The following is a 16,173-nucleotide window of genomic DNA, read 5'->3' on the forward strand; positions in this document are numbered from 1 at the left end:
TGGAACAGGCCCTTCGGGGCCTGTTTTTTTGAAGGGTGCTCCCGGTAATGAAAGCCATTATCAAGCACTTTCAGGATATAATAGCGCAACGGGATTCATTCATCTGGAGGTGGCATGGCCCACTTTGCACGACAGGACGCCTTTATCTGGCACGGGGCCGGTGTTCCCATCACCGTCGACATGACCACTCAGGGACGAGGACCGCTGGCACTGCTTCTGCCGGCGATTTCCACTGTCTCCACCCGGCATGAGCTGGCCCCGCTACAGGCCCGGCTGGCCGAACATTACCGCACCGTATCGGTAGACTGGCCAGGCTTCGGCGATCGGGCACGCCCGTTTCATGAGGGGAATGCAGCGTTGATGGTGCGCTTTCTCGATGATCTGCTGACGCATCTGAGCGAGCGACCGGCGCTAGTGGTCGCTGCCGGTCACGGTGCCGGGCTTGCATTGCTGTACCTGAAGCGCCACCCCGACGCCTGCGATGCGCTGGCGCTGGTCGCGCCGACCTGGCGCGGGCCATTGCCGACCATGACCCGTGGCGTCAACAAGCCCTGGTTCAAGCAGCTTCGGCAGGTGTTTGATTCTCCGGTAGGCAAGGGGCTTTACTGGCTGAACATACGGCCCTGGTGTATTCGCAAGATGGTTAACGAGCACGTGTTCGAGCAGCAGGACTGGCTGAACAGGGCACGTATGGCCGGCAAGCGTCAGGTACCGAAAAGTGCCGGCGCACGCCACGGCTCCATCCGGTTCGTGACAGGCTGTTATGACGCCTTTATCCACGCCGAGGATGCACGCGCAGCAGTGGAAGGCCTGAACGTGCCGGTGCTGATGCTCAGTACTCCGCACATGCCGGCCCGCTCCGGGGAAAACATGCAGGCACTGGGTGAGGCCGGGAACGTTGACGCGGTAACCCTGCCGCATGGACGGCTGTTGATGCACGAGGAGTGCCCCGAGGCAGTGTATCGCGCCATTCATGACTTCATGGAACAGCGTGCTGCCGCCGCCCAGGGCTGACGGTCACGCAGTCGAATCGACTGCGGTGCGTGTCAAGAAAGCCGGGCATCCGCCCGGCTTTCTTGATGGTACTTTTTCGGTCCGGAGTTAAAGGCTCACCCTGCCGGTCAGGGTGATTTCCAGCGGGTCACCGACAACAACACGTGTGCTGCCACCGCTGGAGGGGTAATAGGTGCTATCGAACAGGTTTTTCACGTTGAGCTGCAGATGTGTGGATTGCCCCCACAGCCGTGAGTCCCAGCCGATGAATGCATCCGCCACGGTATAGTCATCCAGTGAAAAGCTGTTGTCGCTGTCGCCCTCACGTGCGCCAACGTAGCGTACACCGCCCCCGACGCGCCATTGGCCGAGATGCGGTGCGAGGGCGAGATCATGGGCCATATAGACAGTGGCCGTATGGCGGGCGGCATTCGGCAGGCGGTTGCCCTTGTTGCCTTCAGTATCCCTGATGACCTCGGTATCGGTATAGGCATAGTTGGCCAGGACTGACCAGCGCGGCAGAAATTCGCCGTTCAGGCCCAGCTCGATGCCCTGAGCACTGGCTTGACCGACGGTGCGAGTGACGCCGTTATCGGATACGGCCACATTATCCTTGCGAATGCGGTACACCGCGACCGTGCCGGCCAGCTGATCCGTCCAGAGATGCTTGAGGCCGATTTCGTAGCCTCTGCTGTGTTCCGGCTCGAGCAACTGGCCGGTATCGCTGTCGGCCCCATTGGGTACAAAGGCCTCGCTGTAGCTTGCATAGGCTGAAGTACGGTCACTGAGTCGGTAAAGCAGGCTGGCCGAGGGCAGAAAAATATCATCCTGCGTATCGGTGCTGACGACGAAGGGGCGGCCTCGGCCACCGTACTGCTCATAGTGGCTGAAGCGGCCGCCCAGGGCCAGAATCCACTGATCATCCAGATGCCACCGATCATTGACGTAGACCCCGGTTGTATTGATTTCGTCAAGGCGGTGGCTGCGACCGGCATTATAGTCATCGGTATCAAGCGTCAGCGTACGGTTGCCGGCGTTGTAAACCGTGCTGTCCGTCACGGCGCTGCCCCGGTAGACATCCGCCAGGTAGTCGCGCTGGCGCTCATGGTCGGCGCCCAGCACTATCTCATGGCGCTGATTGGCCAGCCACAGGTCTCCGGTCACGTCCAGTGACGTATAAATGACCCGGCGATCAAACCCCTTGTTGGCATCGGCGCGGCGGGTCAGTGCTCCCGTCGTATCGTCCACGCCTAGAACGCGCGGCTGACCATCGCTGTACTGCCGTCTGTTCCAGCCATAGGTCAGGCGCATCTTCCAGTCGTCCACCAGATCCTGTTCCCACCAGCCGGTGATGGCCTGATCATGGCCATAGACACGAGACCATGATTCATCAAATCGGCGTTTGCGCGGGACGCCGGCAGGGGTACCTTTGGTGATGACCGTGCCGCGATCCAGGGTCAGGTCATAATCCCGGTACTCATAGGAAAGTTGCGCCCGATTGTGCTCCCCCTCCCAGCGGAGAGAAGGCGCTACGGTTGTTCGCCGGCGGGTACCAAAACTGCGCCAGTCATTTTCATCCCTGTGATCCACGATAAAACGAAAGGCGAGCCCGGTATCCTGAATCGGGCCGGTGACATCGATGCTGGCATTGCCACCGCCGAAAGAGGAAAGATCGCCACTGATACTGCGCTGCCAGGTGTATTCAGGCCGTTTGGTGACCAGATTGATCACGCCTCCGGGATCCTGCTGGCCATGAAACAGGGCACCCGGGCCCTTGAGTACTTCCACATGATCGACGGTGGCCATTGAAAAGGTGCCACGGGGCTGGCGGATGCCGTCAATCAGGATGGAGCCATCGCTGTTGCTGCCAAAGCCTCGTTTGATAAAGCCGTCTTCGGTACCGCCCATGGTGTTGCCCTGGGTGACACCGGCAGAGAAGGTCATGGCGTCGGTCAGGGTAGTGGCGTTGCTGTCCTGAAGCAGCTGAGGCGTAATGGTTTCGACGGTGCGTGCTTCGTCCAGGAAACTCATCGGGCGTTTTGAGGCAATGGTGCTGGTGCGGGCTCGGTAGCTTTCCGGTGCGATGGAAGACAGGCGGTGTGACTCGACCACTACGGTATGGGAATCAGCGTGCGCCGGCAGGTGGGCTGCCAGCAGGGAAAGGGATGAAAAACCGACAAAAACAAGGCGTGTTGCAGGGCGGGCCATGGGAATCTCGTGTGATGGATAAACGCGCGTTCAGGGAGTGGGCACAGACGTACCCTGAAACGTGGCAGGCTCGGGCAGGTCAAGCCCTGCCAGGGCCAGCAATTGCCTGAAGGTATCCCGTGGATCAATACCGCGGGTGACCTCCGGGTGCAGCCAGACAGCCAGTTGCTCAAGGGCCACCATGGCAAATGGACCCTGGTGGAAGCCGTGCCACAGGGCGTGAAGGTGGCCCCGGTGGACGGCGCTCAGCGTTTTCCAGCCGGGCAACTCTTCCAGCTGGCCGAGTCCCTTGAGCAGGGTGGCCCTGTCGACGCCGATGCCGGCACGTACCGTGCTGCCGTCCGGCCATTGTCCGGCAGTGGCGACAATGTGATCTGGCGGATGGGACAGTACCCATTCATTGTTGATGACCGGGCTGCCCTCACGCGCCATGGACACGGCATTGTGTCCTCCTGCCCGGGTCAGAAGAAGATCCAGCCCGGTGCCGATATTGGTTCGGCAGCAGGCCACCTTGAGTCCGGGCGCAATCGCCAGCAGTACGGAAGGCCGGGTGCGCGCAGTCGCGAGCGCTTCATCAAGGCGTTTCTGGTGCTGATCAATCAGGGCCACGGCCCGCGAGGCCGCCTCGGTACGGTTCAGTGCCTGGCCGAGCAGCTTCAGCGAGCGTGGGGTGTTCTTCAGCGGATGGGTGTGAAAATCAAGGTACAGCACCGATATCCCAAGTCGTTTGAGGGTGCTCAGGGCCTGGGTAGTAGCCAGATCGGCCTGCTGCGACAAGGGGAGAATGACCAGATCCGGGCGCAGTGCCAGCAGGCGCTCGACATTCAGCGGGGCCGAGGAGCTGCGGGCAAGATGGGGTATGTGATCAAGCATCGGCCAGGTCGCGGTCAGCCATCGGGCCATGCCTGGGTCGTAATGGGCCAGGGGCGCGCCAAACCCTGCGAGATGCCGAGTCGGCTGGTCGGAGACAAGCATCAGTGCGTAGAACTGGCGGGGTTGAAGCAGGAAGATGCGTTGGGGCCTTGCATCAATCGTGACGTGCCGGCCGGCCAGATCGGTCAGATGGCGGGGATACCCTGACGCCGCCTGAGCGGCCAGCGATGACAATAAAAGGCCTGTCAGAAGACAGGCCATCAGAAGACAGTACCGAGCACGGTGCATGAGGCTTACACATGATGTTGATGATAATTACTATTGTTCATCATTTATTATTGTTTGTAAAAATATTTCATTAATGTGCGTCATGTCTAAAAAAGCAATGCCAACTGGGTCAGGGCATGAATGGCTACCCCGACCAGCCCGCCGACCAGTGTGCCATTGATGCGAATGTACTGCAGGTCATTGCCCACGTTGTGCTCGATCTGTTCTACCACATCCCTGGCGCTCAATTGATCGATGTAGTGGCGAATATAGGCATCGATGCGTGCTGAATTGCTGGCCACCAGAGGCGGTATGAGGGTAATGGCCTGGGTATTGATCCAGTCTCGTGCTGCCGGGTTCTGGTCAAGCACCTGGACGTAGTGATCGATGAAATCAAGCAGGCTGGCTTTGGTGTGTGATGTGGAGGAGTCAAGGTCGGCTTCCCAGCGCAGCAGTACATTGCCCCACAGGCGCTGGATATAACGCTGCATGGGGGCATTGCTCAAGAGTTCATCACGAATGCGGTCGAGCCTTGCGATCATGACCGGGTCGTTGCGGGTGCGCTCGATGAAGTGGTCCAGCGTCTGATCGAGTTGTCGGCGTACCGGGTGGTCCGGGTCCTGGCTTACCTCGGTAAGCAGGCGTGAAAAACGTTCGATCAGCCGTTCGTTGGCAATCCACCCGGCAAATCGGTTGAGGCTGATCTCGCGGCCGAAAAACCGGGGGTTGATCAGGCGGAAGATGACCTGAGTCAGCTGGCGCTTGAGCCAGCGTTGATGGACGGGGCTTTCAAGCCAGTGCGCCAGCCGTGTCAGGGTGTCATCGAGCAGGGCCTGGTGTTGTCCATCCTCCTTGAGGGCTGCGAGCACGCGGCCGATCAGCGTGGCCGGGGCCAGCCGGGATGCGTAGCGCAGCAGGGTGGCCTCGATGAAGCGCCGAGCGCTGTCATCCTGTCCGGCGCGCAGGGCATAGCGTATGGCGCGGCACAGGCCATCAGCCAGTTTCTCCCGATGTGCCGGCGCCTGCAGCCATTGCAGCCATTTGCCGGCCAGGTCCGCGCGCTCGACGCTGGCATGTACATAGGCGCCGGAAAGAAAGTTGTTGCGGATGAAACGCGACAGGCTGTGCCCAATGCGACTCTTGTTGCGGGCAATGATCGACGTGTGAGGAATGGGAATGCCCAACGGGTGGCGGAAGAGGGCTGTCACGGCAAACCAGTCGGCAATACCACCGATCATGGCGGCTTCGGCGAAGGCATTCAGGTACGCCATGGCCGGAGAGAGGCCGGCCCATTTAATGCTCACAATATACAGGCAGGCGGCAATAACCAGGCAGGCGCCGGCCAGACGTTTACGATTTTTCATAGGGTTCGCGCTGTCGTGGCAAGGTGATTCGTGGCGTCAGGATACGTCATCCTGCGGGCGCCGTAGAGAGGGTGAAACAGATCATCCTTTGTTAGACTTGCGTGTTTGGGCCTCGCAGGACGCGAGGCTTTAACGCATGAAAGGAAGTATGCAATGTATCTCTGGTATTCCCTGTGGGACTGGATTCAGGCCAATGCAACGGTGTTCAGCGCGCTCACCAGCGTGGGAATGCTGATTATCTGGGGGGTGTACCTGCAGCTTTTATTGCATAACTTCCGGATGCAGCGACGGCCTCAGATCATCATCAACCGCGGCCATGGTCGAGATCTTGATTCGCGCTGTCTGGTCAGCAACATGAGCCAGTCCTCGGTCTTTGTGGAGACGGTGATAGCCTGTCTGATCACCAATAAAAACAGCTATTGCCGGGATATTACCGATGAGGTCAATGAGGCCGGAAACGAGGACGAGCGCCTTCGTGAACTGTCCCAGGCCGAGCGGCAGTCCGGGCGGTGGACGCGTCAGGGGCCGCTCGATACTGCCGAATACATGGAGGGGGGCAGCTTTCGCTCCTTTATCGAGTGCATTTGCCTGCAACATGACCTGGCGACCAACGATAACGGGCTGCCTTCTCTCGAGGAGGAAACGCTGGAAGCCATCGAAATTCGCGTTATCGGTTTTTTTGGCCCGGATCCAAAGCCCATCGGGGCCTCGCGGCGTTTCAACATTTCGGTGGATGATGACAGCGGGTTGATACGCCTGATCCCGGCGACCAACTATACACCGCAGTCCAGCAAGCGCCGGCATCGTCGAATGCTGCGCCGCTGGGTCAACGAAATCGAGTGATGCCCGCCGTGCTGACCTGCTTTGACCCGGTACGTGTGACAGGCCATCATGTCGCTGGCCTGTCGGTCGACCTTTTCCTTGTAAACGGATATTCGAGATGATCAAGAACTTCCCCGGGGCCCTGCTGGGCATTCCTGTTGGTGGCATTGCCTGGCTTGCAACCAATAACATGCTGATAGGTGTCGGCGTGGGGATTGCCGTGGGTATCGGCTGGGATGTGTGGCGTCAGCGTGGCGACGACGACAAGGATGAGTCGTCGCGTTAAGCCTTTCTCTTGCCGCTCAGACCAGACGGACGGTCGCCAGCTCTTCCCAGCGTGTCGTGCAGCGCTTCGAGCGATACCGGCATCGTAGCTGCCAGGCATCGTTCTGGCGCACGTAGCCAACGGTGATGGTGTGTTGTCCGAAGCGTTGATTGGCCTCGTCCAGTGTGGTCATCAATGCCTCATCCCGCTCTGCCTCCCGGGTAGTGTCATCCGGAAAGTGCAGCTGCCTGTTCTGACATGGCTGCAGATCCATCAGCATGACACCGCATTTCTGATATCGGTGCCCACGGCGATACAGTCGCGCCAGCCCGTCAAGGGCTGCCTTTACCAGTAGTCGCGTACTGTCGGTGGGGTAGCCGAGTTCCATGATCAGTCGGCCCTGATGAGTGGGGGCCGTCTGCCGCGCATGACGCGCGGTCGATAGCGTTACCATGACGGCACGTGCCAGGCTTTTCTGCTCTCGCAGTTTTTCGGCACCCCTGTTGGTGTGCTGGCGCAGGGCCTGTTCCAGCGAAGGGTAATGCCCGGTTGCCTGCCCCAGGCTGCGGGACGTCATCAAGTGGTGTTTTTCCCCTTCGGGTCCGGTGGTGGTGTCGAGGCAGGCACGTCCACCCAGTTCTCTGGCGGTGCGCTCAAGCACTACGCTGAAATGTCGGCGAATGTGCTGAGGCGGGCTGCAGGCCAGATCCAGCGCACTGTGAATACCCATCAGCGTTAGCCTGGCCGCCAGGCGGGCACCAATGCCCCAGATGTTCTCGATGGGGGTCGTGGCCAGGACCTGACGAGTGCTGGGGTCCGTCATGTCTCCCAGTTGATGCACGTGATCACCCCGGTGCTTGGCCAGCCGACTGGCCAGTTTGGCGAGCGTAAACGTGGGTGCGACACCGATGGACACCGGAATGCCGGTATAACGGTGAATCCGGTGGCGAAGGCGGTGAGCATCCGGTATCAGGTCGTCGGCCGGCAGACCACTCAAGTCAAGCCATGCCTCATCAATCGAGTAGGGGATGACCCGTGCCCGGCTCTGATACAGCACGTCCATGACCCGTGCGCTCATGTCACCATAAAGCTCATAGTTGGATGACCGCAGCACTACTCGTCGTGCGAGGGCCGGGTCTATCAGGTGGGCAGGCATGCCCATCGGCACCCCCAGCTGCTTGAGCTCTTCGGAGCGAGCAATGATGCAGCCATCGTTGTTTGACAATACGCCGATGGGGCGGCCGTACAGGGCTGGATCAAAGACGCGCTCGCAGCTGGCGTAGAAATTGTTGCAATCCACTAAAGCGAAAGGGCCTGCCATGGTCAGCCGGCCCGGTGAATCACAAAGGTGACCACGCCCCAGATCTGGATATCACGGTCGGCCAGTGGAATGGGGGCATAAGCCGGGTTCGCGCTGTAAAGCCCAGGGCGCTTCCCCTGATGCTTCAGGGTCTTGACCATCATTTCGCCATCCACCACGGCCACGACCATTTGTCCGTGTCGAGGGGACAGGGCGCGGTCAATGATCAGCAGATCGCCTGGTTGAACCCGGGCATCGGTCATGGAATCGCCTTCTACCGTGACCAGAAAGGTCGATGAGGGGTGCTGCACCAGATAGTCGTTCAGGTCCAGCCGTTCGGTGACGTAATCCTGAGCGGGGCTGGGAAAGCCGGAGATACCGGCACGGACGTGAAAGGTCACTTTCGGACAGGTCAGGGAAGGCGGGACAGGAGTGAGGGCGGCGCAACGTTGCATGACAGGAAACCATGGTGGGTTAACGAAACGGATACTGTTTTTTTATACAGTTATTTTTGCATCCTGACTACCTGGGTCGACCATAGTACGAGGCCATCCATACTCGCCAATGGCGTCACGCTGGGCTCAGGCATATGGTTTTAAGTGCTATTCTTATATCCTTGATGCTTAAGCGCGATGTGGGAGCATGAAATGAGAATTGATGGACAGGCGATCCGCCAATGGGGGCGCCAGCTGTTTCCCATTGCCAGCTGGCTGCCTCGCTACCGTGTCCATACCCTGGGGCACGATACACTGGCGGCGTTGATCGTGACGCTGATGCTGATTCCTCAGGCGCTGGCCTACGCACTGCTGGCTGGCGTGCCTGCCGTCATCGGGTTGTATGCCTCGCTGCTGCCATTGGTGGTGTATACCCTGTTCGGGTCCAGTACAACGCTTTCCGTTGGCCCGATGGCGGTGGTATCTCTCATGACGGCAACGGCGGCCGCACAGGTAGCCGGGCCGGGCAGTAATGCGTACCTGCCTGTGGTGATCAGCCTGGCGGCGCTGTCCGGTATTATCCTGACGGTCATGGGGCTGTGCCGGCTTGGGTTTCTGGCCAACTTCTTGAGCCATCCGGTCATTGCCGGCTTCATTTCCGCATCTGCCTTGATCATCGCTTCCAGCCAGTTGCCTTCGCTGCTGGGATTGCCGGACGCCGACGGGTCGCTTGCCCGGCGCCTCATGGCGCTGATCAGTCATCCCGATACGGTCAACCTGCCGACGCTTGTGCTGGGTATCAGTGCGGCACTGGTCATGTGGCTGGGCAAGCACTATCTGGCCCATGGCCTGTCACGTCTTGGATGCTCACCGGGGCTGGCCCGTTTTGTAGTGCGGATGGTGCCCATCATGACGATTGCCGTTGTGACCGCCATTACCTGGGGAGGCGGGCTGGCGTCTGATGGGGTTCAGGTCGTGGGCAGTGTGACATCCGGCCTGCCATCGCTGGTCTGGCCGGACATGTCGTCCGGGCGCTGGCAGCAGTTGGGCGTGTCTGCCCTGCTGATCAGTGTGGTGGGATTTGTCGAATCGATGTCAGTGGCCCAGGCACTGGCCACCAGACGACGTGAGCGGCTTGATCCAAACCAGGAGCTGGTCGGGCTGGGTATGGCCAATATGGGGGCAGCGGTGTGCGGAAGCTTTCCGGTGGCGGGCAGTCTGTCGCGCTCGGCCGTCAATCATGATGCCGGGGCGGCGACACCGGCTGCCGGCTTGTTTGCCGCCGGAGGCGTGGCGCTGGCGTCCGTGACACTGACACCGGTGATAGCACATTTGCCGACGACCGTACTGGCGGCGGTCATTATTGTCTCGGTCATGTCACTGCTGGACTGGGCTACCCTGGTGCGGGCATGGCGATATTCCCGCGGGGATGCGGCAGCGATGCTGGCTACCTTTTTCATGACCCTGTGGCAGGGGGTAGAGACAGGTCTGATAACCGGTGCAGCCCTGTCATTGATGTTGTATCTGTATCGCACCAGCCGTCCGCACTGCGCCATCCTGGGGCGTGTTCCTGGCACGGAACACTTTCGAAACATCGACCGCTTTGATGAGGTCGAAACGGATCAGGAGGTGTTGATCCTGCGCATCGATGAAAGCCTCTATTTTGCCAATGCCCGGTTTCTGGAAGAAACGATCGATACATTGTGTGTTCGTTTTCCGGGGCTTCGGCATCTGGTACTGGCCTGTCAGGCCATCAATCTGATTGATGCCTCGGCGCTGGACAGCCTGGAGGAAATCAACGCACGCCTCAAGGACGCCGGTATTGCCTTTCATCTGGCCGAGGTAAAGGGCCCGGTCATGGACCGGCTACGTGATACGCAGCTTTTGAGTGCGCTTGGAGGGCAGGTGCACTTGAGTGTCTATCATGCCTGGGATGAGTTGCATGGTGCCGGCCGTGAGCCGCGAGACTCACTGGTGTCGGTGCATGCACAGACAGGCTGGTAACTTGATGGCAGGATAGGTGCCGGGGCCATGATGACCTGTGGAGAGAGCCGGCGTGCAAGTGCAGAAAAAGAGCAGTATTCGTGAACGCAATATAGAGCAGATACTTCTGGCCGCAGAGCAGGTATTTGCCGACCGTGGCTATGCCGGGGCCCGCATGAGCGACATTGCTCAGGCGGCAGCGTTGCCCAGGTCCAACGTGCACTATTACTTTTCCACCAAGCAGCAGCTTTACCGTGAGGTACTGTTCGGTCTTCTTGAACTGTGGAAGCAGGATGCCCTGTGTTTCGAGTTGTACGATGATCCACGAGTCGTGCTGACGACCTATATTCGTGCCAAGATGAATCGCTCACGTACCCGGCCGGCAGGCTCTCGCGTGTGGGCCAGCGAGATCATGCATCGTGCGCCGGTACTCGGAGACGCGCTCGAAGAGCATCTGGTCGGCTGGGCCCGCATGAAGGAAGCCCGGATAGCCAGCTGGGTAGCGGAGGGGCGCATCAGTCCGGTAGCGCCTGCGCATCTGTTGTTCATGGTGTGGTCGGCCACCCAGCATTATGCCGACTTCGATTATCAGATCGAGCTGATTAATAACGATACGCCCTTGTCGGACCATCAGTTCGAGCTGGCAGTGCATACGGTCACACAGGTTATTTTACGCGGCGTCGGGTTAAGCACCTGAGGCAGATTCGGTGTTTATACTGTATGTAGCCATTGCCTCATTCCCCTTATTGACTGCCGCAGGATTATTGCATGCACGATGCGTCTGAATCTCCCCATCACTCATCTGCCCGCCGCTGGTGGATTGGCGGGCTCGTGCTGGCAGGTGTGGTGGGCCTTGGTACTCTGGGCTATATCGGGGGGACGAGGCTGGCAGCAGATCGTCTGGTGGAAACGCTTGAGCAGCGTACCGGTCGCAAGGTCAGTCTGGCCTCTCTGGACATCAATCCGTTGACGGCCACGCTGACCCTGAAAGGATTTTCCATGGCCGGGGCTACGGCTGATGCCTTGCCGGTCATGGCTGCCAGGCGAATCACCATCAATGGGGCCTGGTCGTCGCTTTGGAAAAATCGCTGGATCCTTCAGCAGGTGACCTTGATATCGCCTGGCCTTGAGCTGATCAGTACTTCCGATGGCCTCAATGTGGCTCGTCTGTTCTCCGATAGCTCCAGCGGGGGAGGCAAGGGGCTGGAAGTGCAGGACTTCAGGGTTGAGCAGGGCACACTGGGCTGGACGACGCCGACCGCCAAAGGGAGTAGCCGAACCGCGTTGACCCATATGCAGCTTGATGCACATGGACTTGATACCACGACGCGTCACCCCTTCTCCCTGCGTGGGAAGGCTGACTGGAAGAGTGGCGTCTTCAAGGGGCACGGCAAAATGGGATTTTTGCCCTGGCAAACCTCACTGTGGCTTGAAGCCGATAGTGTGCCCGTCACCGTATTACGTGGATGGGCCAGTGCGGTCATGGGCGTGCTTCCCTCGTCAGGGGTCTTTTCATCTACCGTGCACTTCGAGGATGGGGCGCGGACCGGCGACAGTAATGCAGGAGGCATCGTGCTCAGTGGTCGTGCTGATGTGAGTGATCTGGCACTGACACCACCGTCACGGGAGACGCCACTGATTCGCGTCGGCAGCATGAAGATGGACAGGTTACGTTATCAGCAAAAGGCCGGGCAGCTCGCCATCGGCAGCATTGTTGTCGATGACCCCTGGTTGATGATGACTATCGCCGAGGATGGCACCACGACGCTGAGCGAGCTGACACCTTCTTCGTCATCTCCAGAAGAGCAGGATGCCTCCGGGCCCTCTACTGCCTCAGGAGCGTCATCTACCGGTGAATCTTCATCCGGCATGCATATTACCGTCAGCAAGGTAGGGTGGAATCAGGGGACCGTGGCATTGCGGGACCACCACCTCAAGGAAACCTTCAGTGCTGACCTGGTCAATCTTGAGGGGCAGATCACGGATGTTGATAGCCAGGAGGAGGCGCCGCTGACCTTTTCCATGACGGGGCAGGTCAATAGCCGGGCGCCTTTGCGCCTGGATGGGCAGGTAGCTCTTTTCGATACTCCGATGTCCGGCAACATGAACCTGCACATTGCCAGAATGCCGATATCAATCTTCGCGCCCTATATCAAGGCCTTTGGGGGCTACGCGGTCAAGCGGGGGCAGGTCAGTGCCGACATGCACTACCAGTTGAACGGCAAGACCATTCGTTCGGACAACACGATTCTGTTGCGGAAGCTCGAGCTGGGCGAGCCGGTCGGCAAGCCTCCTTCGTTCCCGATCAAGACAGCAATCGCGCTGCTGGAAGGTGACGATGGTGTTGTGTCACTGAATGTGCCCTTTACCCTGACACCCGACAAGGCCGCCGTGGATGTGAGTGCCGTTATCTGGCAGGCCATCCGGAAAGGGTTGTCTCAGGTACTGACGTCTCCATTTGATGCGCTGGCCGCGTTGGGAGGGGACAGTGACCAGGCTGATTCACCATCAACCGCTTCTCGGAGAGCGCGTACAGGCGAGGGGCCGGCATCTATCTATGCAGCGATCGGGCATGCTCAGGAGGCGTCGTTATCCCGTAATGGCACCAAACTTTCCATCCGGTTTGGCCATGATGAGGCCACATTGAATGATGCAAAGGCCAGGCGGCTGGCGGGATGGGCCGAGGGGCTGTCGAGGCGATCACGGTTGTCGGTCGTCATCAGGCCGGGGCTTGCCGGAAATGAGTCTGGCGGTGAGGCTTTGCTTGATCAGCGTGCCGAGATGCTTGAAGCGCTTCTGACGCGCCATGGTGTCAAGCCGGAGCAGATTCAGGTAAGAAAAGCCGGCTCACCGCCATCCACTACTACTCTGACCCTTGAAGCACTCTGACCCTTGAAGCAGCAGGCCATTGAGGCGCATCGCCTGGGCCCTTGCCAATCAGGAGGTGCCGGTTTTACGCCATTCACTGACGTGATCGGCATAGGCCTTGTGCTCTTCCTGAGCCTTTCTTTCAAGCCGCAGTGCGGCGGAGTGATTGAACCTTTCACTGTAGCCTTTGATCCTTTCGATACGGCGTTCCTTCCAGAGTTGAATGCTGTACAGCAGGATGGGAGCAAGGATTAACAGCATTCCTGCCGAAATCATGAAGTAGAGGGCTGGCCTGACCATGTATGAATCCTTTTAAGCATAGTTTTCAATACTTTTTTATTATAATTTCTGAATTTAAGGATGAGTATTATAGTCTTCTGTGCGCCTTGCGGGCATTGAATCCATGCCGCTTTAAGCATCATTTTTTAGCTTTTAAGCATTTTTTAGTATTTTAAATGTTTGAAAGGCATGGGAATTGTAATTCAGGTAGCGAAAGCCAAAGCAAAATGAAGCCATCAGGAAATGGGGTATATCAGCTTACTGGCCCGTTGAGGGAAGCCGTGACAGGTCACGCAATGGTTAAAACGCACTATGCTGATAGGCAACCCGGAATGACGTGACTTTCACGTCATTCTCTCTCTTCTGCTGCCCGCGTTGGCCACCAAGCGAGGGATGTTCATGACACGCAGTAAACGAGAACAGTTGATAGAAACCGCCTTTGACCAGTTTTATCCCTACGGAATACATGCTGTCGGAATCAATCAGATTCTCAGTGCCTCCGGTATTGCCAAGAAAACCCTGTATACCCACTTTCAGAGCAAGGAGCAGTTGATCGTGGATGTGGTCGACTACTGGGATAACCGGTTTGTCGAGTGGTTGGCTACCCGGCTGGCAGTGGCTGATACGCCGCTGGCGCTGGCCAATGGCCTGTTCGATGCGCTTGAGGACTGGCAGCAGGGCAATGAACAGCAATTGCCGGTATACCGAGGCTGTTTTTTCGTGAATACGGCTGGTGAGTTCAGCAATCCAGCGCATCAGGTGCATCAACGCTGCGCGCAGCACAAGCGGCGGGTTCGGGCCTTGCTTGATTATTACCTGTCTGACATGGGCATTGCCGAGGCCCAGCGCAGTACCTGGTGCGATACACTGTGTTTGCTGAAGGAAGGTGTCATGTCGAACATGCACGTTGAGCAGGACAACCAGGCGCCGGAGACGGCGCGCCGAATCGTGGCTGAATTGATGCGTTAGGTCGGGGCGGCCGGTCGCGCTGCCTCTTTATTACCGCAGCTTCTGTGCCAGCAGGCGCATCGAGCTGTTGGCTCTTCGTCATGAAGGACTGCCCCGGTGCATAGCCCGGGGCATGGCCATTTTCCGGAACTGGTGACCCATGCTGGAGATGTTGCGCGGAGAAGCTGTATGTTCGGCAGCAGTGACCTGCTCACGGCACAGCGGTGAAATGGAACAGATCCGTCTCGGGATCATTGGTGCTGCGTCCCAGAAAATGGCCTTCGGCACTTTCGCGTTGCGTATCGGTGGCGCGTGCTGAACAGGTCAGTTCCCGTGTGCTGTTCGGCTGCACCTGCCCGGACTTGATGGTCTGGCTCAGTAATGAGTAGCAAAGGCCATCCGTGTAGCCTGCAATTTCTTCATTGGAGTAGCGGTAGTGGCCGTCATACCAGACGGTAACCGCAAGCTGTGTTTCGGTCAGGGTGTCCAGCCGGTAACGCATTGCCGGATCGTTGCTGTCCACGAAACGGCTCAGACGCTGATCTGCGGCCTGGGGGGATAGAAGAGGGGCAGCCTGCACCGTGGCTGGTATCAGCATGGCGGCTGCCAGCATCAGATAACGCATCACATCATCTCTGGGAAATGGAAAATGCCATCCTGACACGACGCTTGCCGGCTGTCTTGTACGATACCGCTTTGTGGCTTTGGCAATTGGGGTCTATGGTAATAGTGCAAGTCCACGAAAAGGAGATTCGGGTATGTTACGCAAGCAATTGGCAGGTATTACGGGTGCAATGGGTATTGCACTGCTCGCAGGCTGTGCAAGTGGCGGTCTGGAAGAGAATTCACCCTACGATCAGGTTCAGGGGAACTACGCTGGCGTACTGCCTTGTGCTGACTGCTCAGGGATCGATACCAGGCTGATGATTGAAAACCAGAATGATGTATCTGGTACCTTCACCATGAAGAGCAAGTATCTTGGCAAGGGCGATGCCAAGAAAAATGACCCGATGGTTACCGAAGGTCAGGTCATGGTCATGAAGGATGTAGGCCCTAATCAGTATCCGATCGTGTATCAGCTTACCGGTGGCGACGGCACTGCGGTATATAACCTGTTGCCGCTGAGCAATGGCAACCTGCAGATTCTGAGCCGTGATTACACCAAGATTCCTTCCAATACTGATCTGACCCTCAAGCGCCTCAAATAATCGTTTCAACCTGTATGGCGCATGTCTGCAAACCGTGGCGGTCGTCGACCGCCACGGTTTTGCGTTAGACTGCGTATAATTGCAGATACGATACACTGATCCAGGAGGTCACCATGAGCGATCTTTCAGAAGAAATGCGGATGCCAACACCCTGTCCGGACTGTGGCAGCCATCGCGTACGTCTGTCACAGATACATAATCCTGAAGACAAGGTGTTCTGTTCTTCCTGCAACAGCCTGAGAGGCACGTACAGTGACCTCAAGAAAGAGTTGATCGAAGAGCCCAAAAGCCAGAAGGAAGCATTGATCGAGGAAGTTGCCAATCGAAAACCGTGATGGCGGTGCATATGCGCCGGTATTGC

General features: G+C 58.3%; 16 protein-coding genes. 9 read left to right on the forward strand and 7 right to left on the reverse strand.

The window, feature by feature from the left end:
* Positions 1 to 114 precede the first annotated feature (114 nt).
* On the forward strand, positions 115 to 1,014 hold the full coding sequence (locus tag OQ287_RS01830; RefSeq protein ID WP_265895391.1) for an alpha/beta fold hydrolase: 900 nt from the start codon (positions 115 to 117) through the stop codon (positions 1,012 to 1,014).
* Positions 1,015 to 1,101: 87 nt separating this feature from the next.
* On the opposite strand, the gene OQ287_RS01835 is transcribed toward OQ287_RS01830, so the two are convergent.
* From OQ287_RS01835 to OQ287_RS01845, 3 genes are all read right to left on the reverse strand, one after another.
* On the reverse strand, positions 1,102 to 3,201 hold the full coding sequence (locus OQ287_RS01835; protein ID WP_265895392.1) for a TonB-dependent siderophore receptor: 2,100 nt from the start codon (positions 3,199 to 3,201) through the stop codon (positions 1,102 to 1,104).
* A gap of 30 nt (positions 3,202 to 3,231) precedes the next feature.
* Positions 3,232 to 4,362, reverse strand: coding sequence for an ABC transporter substrate-binding protein (locus OQ287_RS01840; protein WP_265895393.1), 1,131 nt, complete (start codon positions 4,360 to 4,362; stop codon positions 3,232 to 3,234).
* Between the two features lie 86 nt (positions 4,363 to 4,448).
* Positions 4,449 to 5,705, reverse strand: a complete 1,257-nt coding sequence (locus tag OQ287_RS01845; RefSeq protein ID WP_265895394.1) for a DUF445 domain-containing protein — start codon at positions 5,703 to 5,705, stop codon at positions 4,449 to 4,451.
* A gap of 153 nt (positions 5,706 to 5,858) precedes the next feature.
* Here OQ287_RS01845 and OQ287_RS01850 point away from each other — a divergent pair, with 153 nt between their 5' ends.
* Both OQ287_RS01850 and OQ287_RS01855 read left to right on the forward strand, forming a co-directional pair.
* Positions 5,859 to 6,548 carry a hypothetical protein gene (locus OQ287_RS01850; protein WP_265895395.1) on the forward strand — a complete coding sequence of 230 codons (690 nt, stop codon included), beginning with the start codon at positions 5,859 to 5,861 and terminating at the stop codon, positions 6,546 to 6,548.
* 97 nt (positions 6,549 to 6,645) lie between these two features.
* Complete coding sequence (locus tag OQ287_RS01855; protein ID WP_250936313.1) at positions 6,646 to 6,813, forward strand: hypothetical protein; 168 nt, start codon at positions 6,646 to 6,648, stop codon at positions 6,811 to 6,813.
* A 16-nt stretch (positions 6,814 to 6,829) separates the two neighbouring features.
* Here OQ287_RS01855 and OQ287_RS01860 read toward each other — a convergent pair whose 3' ends face one another.
* Together OQ287_RS01860 and OQ287_RS01865 are read right to left on the reverse strand one after the other, a co-directional pair.
* Entirely contained in the window at positions 6,830 to 8,113 is a 1,284-nt protein-coding gene (locus OQ287_RS01860) for a Y-family DNA polymerase (RefSeq protein WP_265895396.1), read from the reverse strand.
* Between the two features lie 2 nt (positions 8,114 to 8,115).
* Complete coding sequence (locus OQ287_RS01865; protein WP_265895397.1) at positions 8,116 to 8,547, reverse strand: LexA family protein; 432 nt, start codon at positions 8,545 to 8,547, stop codon at positions 8,116 to 8,118.
* A gap of 192 nt (positions 8,548 to 8,739) precedes the next feature.
* On the opposite strand from OQ287_RS01865, the gene OQ287_RS01870 reads away from it, so the two are divergent.
* The 3 genes from OQ287_RS01870 (at position 8,740) to OQ287_RS01880 (ending at position 13,398) form a co-directional block, all read left to right on the forward strand.
* The gene (locus OQ287_RS01870) at positions 8,740 to 10,530 is read left to right on the forward strand and encodes a SulP family inorganic anion transporter (protein ID WP_250936320.1); all 1,791 of its coding nucleotides are present in this window, start codon (positions 8,740 to 8,742) and stop codon (positions 10,528 to 10,530) included.
* A gap of 52 nt (positions 10,531 to 10,582) precedes the next feature.
* On the forward strand, positions 10,583 to 11,206 hold the full coding sequence (locus tag OQ287_RS01875; RefSeq protein ID WP_250936322.1) for a TetR/AcrR family transcriptional regulator: 624 nt from the start codon (positions 10,583 to 10,585) through the stop codon (positions 11,204 to 11,206).
* 71 nt (positions 11,207 to 11,277) lie between these two features.
* Positions 11,278 to 13,398, forward strand: coding sequence for a DUF748 domain-containing protein (locus tag OQ287_RS01880; RefSeq protein ID WP_265895398.1), 2,121 nt, complete (start codon positions 11,278 to 11,280; stop codon positions 13,396 to 13,398).
* Positions 13,399 to 13,446: 48 nt separating this feature from the next.
* On the opposite strand, the gene OQ287_RS01885 is transcribed toward OQ287_RS01880, so the two are convergent.
* Positions 13,447 to 13,677 carry a hypothetical protein gene (locus OQ287_RS01885; RefSeq protein ID WP_250936326.1) on the reverse strand — a complete coding sequence of 77 codons (231 nt, stop codon included), beginning with the start codon at positions 13,675 to 13,677 and terminating at the stop codon, positions 13,447 to 13,449.
* Positions 13,678 to 14,055: 378 nt separating this feature from the next.
* Between OQ287_RS01885 and OQ287_RS01890 the strand changes: the two genes are divergently transcribed.
* Entirely contained in the window at positions 14,056 to 14,625 is a 570-nt protein-coding gene (locus OQ287_RS01890; RefSeq protein WP_250936327.1) for a TetR/AcrR family transcriptional regulator, read from the forward strand.
* A gap of 190 nt (positions 14,626 to 14,815) precedes the next feature.
* On the opposite strand, the gene OQ287_RS01895 is transcribed toward OQ287_RS01890, so the two are convergent.
* The gene (locus OQ287_RS01895; protein ID WP_265895399.1) at positions 14,816 to 15,229 is read right to left on the reverse strand and encodes a hypothetical protein; all 414 of its coding nucleotides are present in this window, start codon (positions 15,227 to 15,229) and stop codon (positions 14,816 to 14,818) included.
* 133 nt (positions 15,230 to 15,362) lie between these two features.
* Between OQ287_RS01895 and OQ287_RS01900 the strand changes: the two genes are divergently transcribed.
* Both OQ287_RS01900 and OQ287_RS01905 read left to right on the forward strand, forming a co-directional pair.
* Complete coding sequence (locus OQ287_RS01900; protein ID WP_250936329.1) at positions 15,363 to 15,812, forward strand: copper resistance protein NlpE N-terminal domain-containing protein; 450 nt, start codon at positions 15,363 to 15,365, stop codon at positions 15,810 to 15,812.
* A 113-nt stretch (positions 15,813 to 15,925) separates the two neighbouring features.
* On the forward strand, positions 15,926 to 16,147 hold the full coding sequence (locus OQ287_RS01905; protein ID WP_250936330.1) for a hypothetical protein: 222 nt from the start codon (positions 15,926 to 15,928) through the stop codon (positions 16,145 to 16,147).
* Positions 16,148 to 16,173: the final 26 nt, after the last annotated feature.

It is taken from the genome of Larsenimonas rhizosphaerae, from assembly GCF_026240105.1.
In the GTDB taxonomy this organism is placed as follows: Bacteria; Pseudomonadota; Gammaproteobacteria; order Pseudomonadales; family Halomonadaceae; genus Larsenimonas; species Larsenimonas rhizosphaerae.

Excerpts from the sequence above, each read along its gene's own strand:
- OQ287_RS01860 (WP_265895396.1), bottom strand. The coding sequence starts at position 8,113 with ATGGCAGGCCCTTTCGCTTTAGTGGATTGCAACAATTTCTACGCCAGC.
- OQ287_RS01905 (WP_250936330.1), top strand. The coding sequence starts at position 15,926 with ATGAGCGATCTTTCAGAAGAAATGCGGATGCCAACACCCTGTCCGGAC.
- OQ287_RS01865 (WP_265895397.1), bottom strand. The coding sequence starts at position 8,547 with ATGCAACGTTGCGCCGCCCTCACTCCTGTCCCGCCTTCCCTGACCTGT.
- OQ287_RS01885 (WP_250936326.1), bottom strand. The coding sequence starts at position 13,677 with ATGGTCAGGCCAGCCCTCTACTTCATGATTTCGGCAGGAATGCTGTTA.
- OQ287_RS01835 (WP_265895392.1), bottom strand. The coding sequence starts at position 3,201 with ATGGCCCGCCCTGCAACACGCCTTGTTTTTGTCGGTTTTTCATCCCTT.
- OQ287_RS01840 (WP_265895393.1), bottom strand. The coding sequence starts at position 4,362 with ATGCACCGTGCTCGGTACTGTCTTCTGATGGCCTGTCTTCTGACAGGC.
- OQ287_RS01900 (WP_250936329.1), top strand. The coding sequence starts at position 15,363 with ATGTTACGCAAGCAATTGGCAGGTATTACGGGTGCAATGGGTATTGCA.
- OQ287_RS01870 (WP_250936320.1), top strand. The coding sequence starts at position 8,740 with ATGAGAATTGATGGACAGGCGATCCGCCAATGGGGGCGCCAGCTGTTT.
- OQ287_RS01830 (WP_265895391.1), top strand. The coding sequence starts at position 115 with ATGGCCCACTTTGCACGACAGGACGCCTTTATCTGGCACGGGGCCGGT.
- OQ287_RS01850 (WP_265895395.1), top strand. The coding sequence starts at position 5,859 with ATGTATCTCTGGTATTCCCTGTGGGACTGGATTCAGGCCAATGCAACG.
- OQ287_RS01895 (WP_265895399.1), bottom strand. The coding sequence starts at position 15,229 with ATGCGTTATCTGATGCTGGCAGCCGCCATGCTGATACCAGCCACGGTG.
- OQ287_RS01855 (WP_250936313.1), top strand. The coding sequence starts at position 6,646 with ATGATCAAGAACTTCCCCGGGGCCCTGCTGGGCATTCCTGTTGGTGGC.
- OQ287_RS01880 (WP_265895398.1), top strand. The coding sequence starts at position 11,278 with ATGCACGATGCGTCTGAATCTCCCCATCACTCATCTGCCCGCCGCTGG.
- OQ287_RS01890 (WP_250936327.1), top strand. The coding sequence starts at position 14,056 with ATGACACGCAGTAAACGAGAACAGTTGATAGAAACCGCCTTTGACCAG.
- OQ287_RS01845 (WP_265895394.1), bottom strand. The coding sequence starts at position 5,705 with ATGAAAAATCGTAAACGTCTGGCCGGCGCCTGCCTGGTTATTGCCGCC.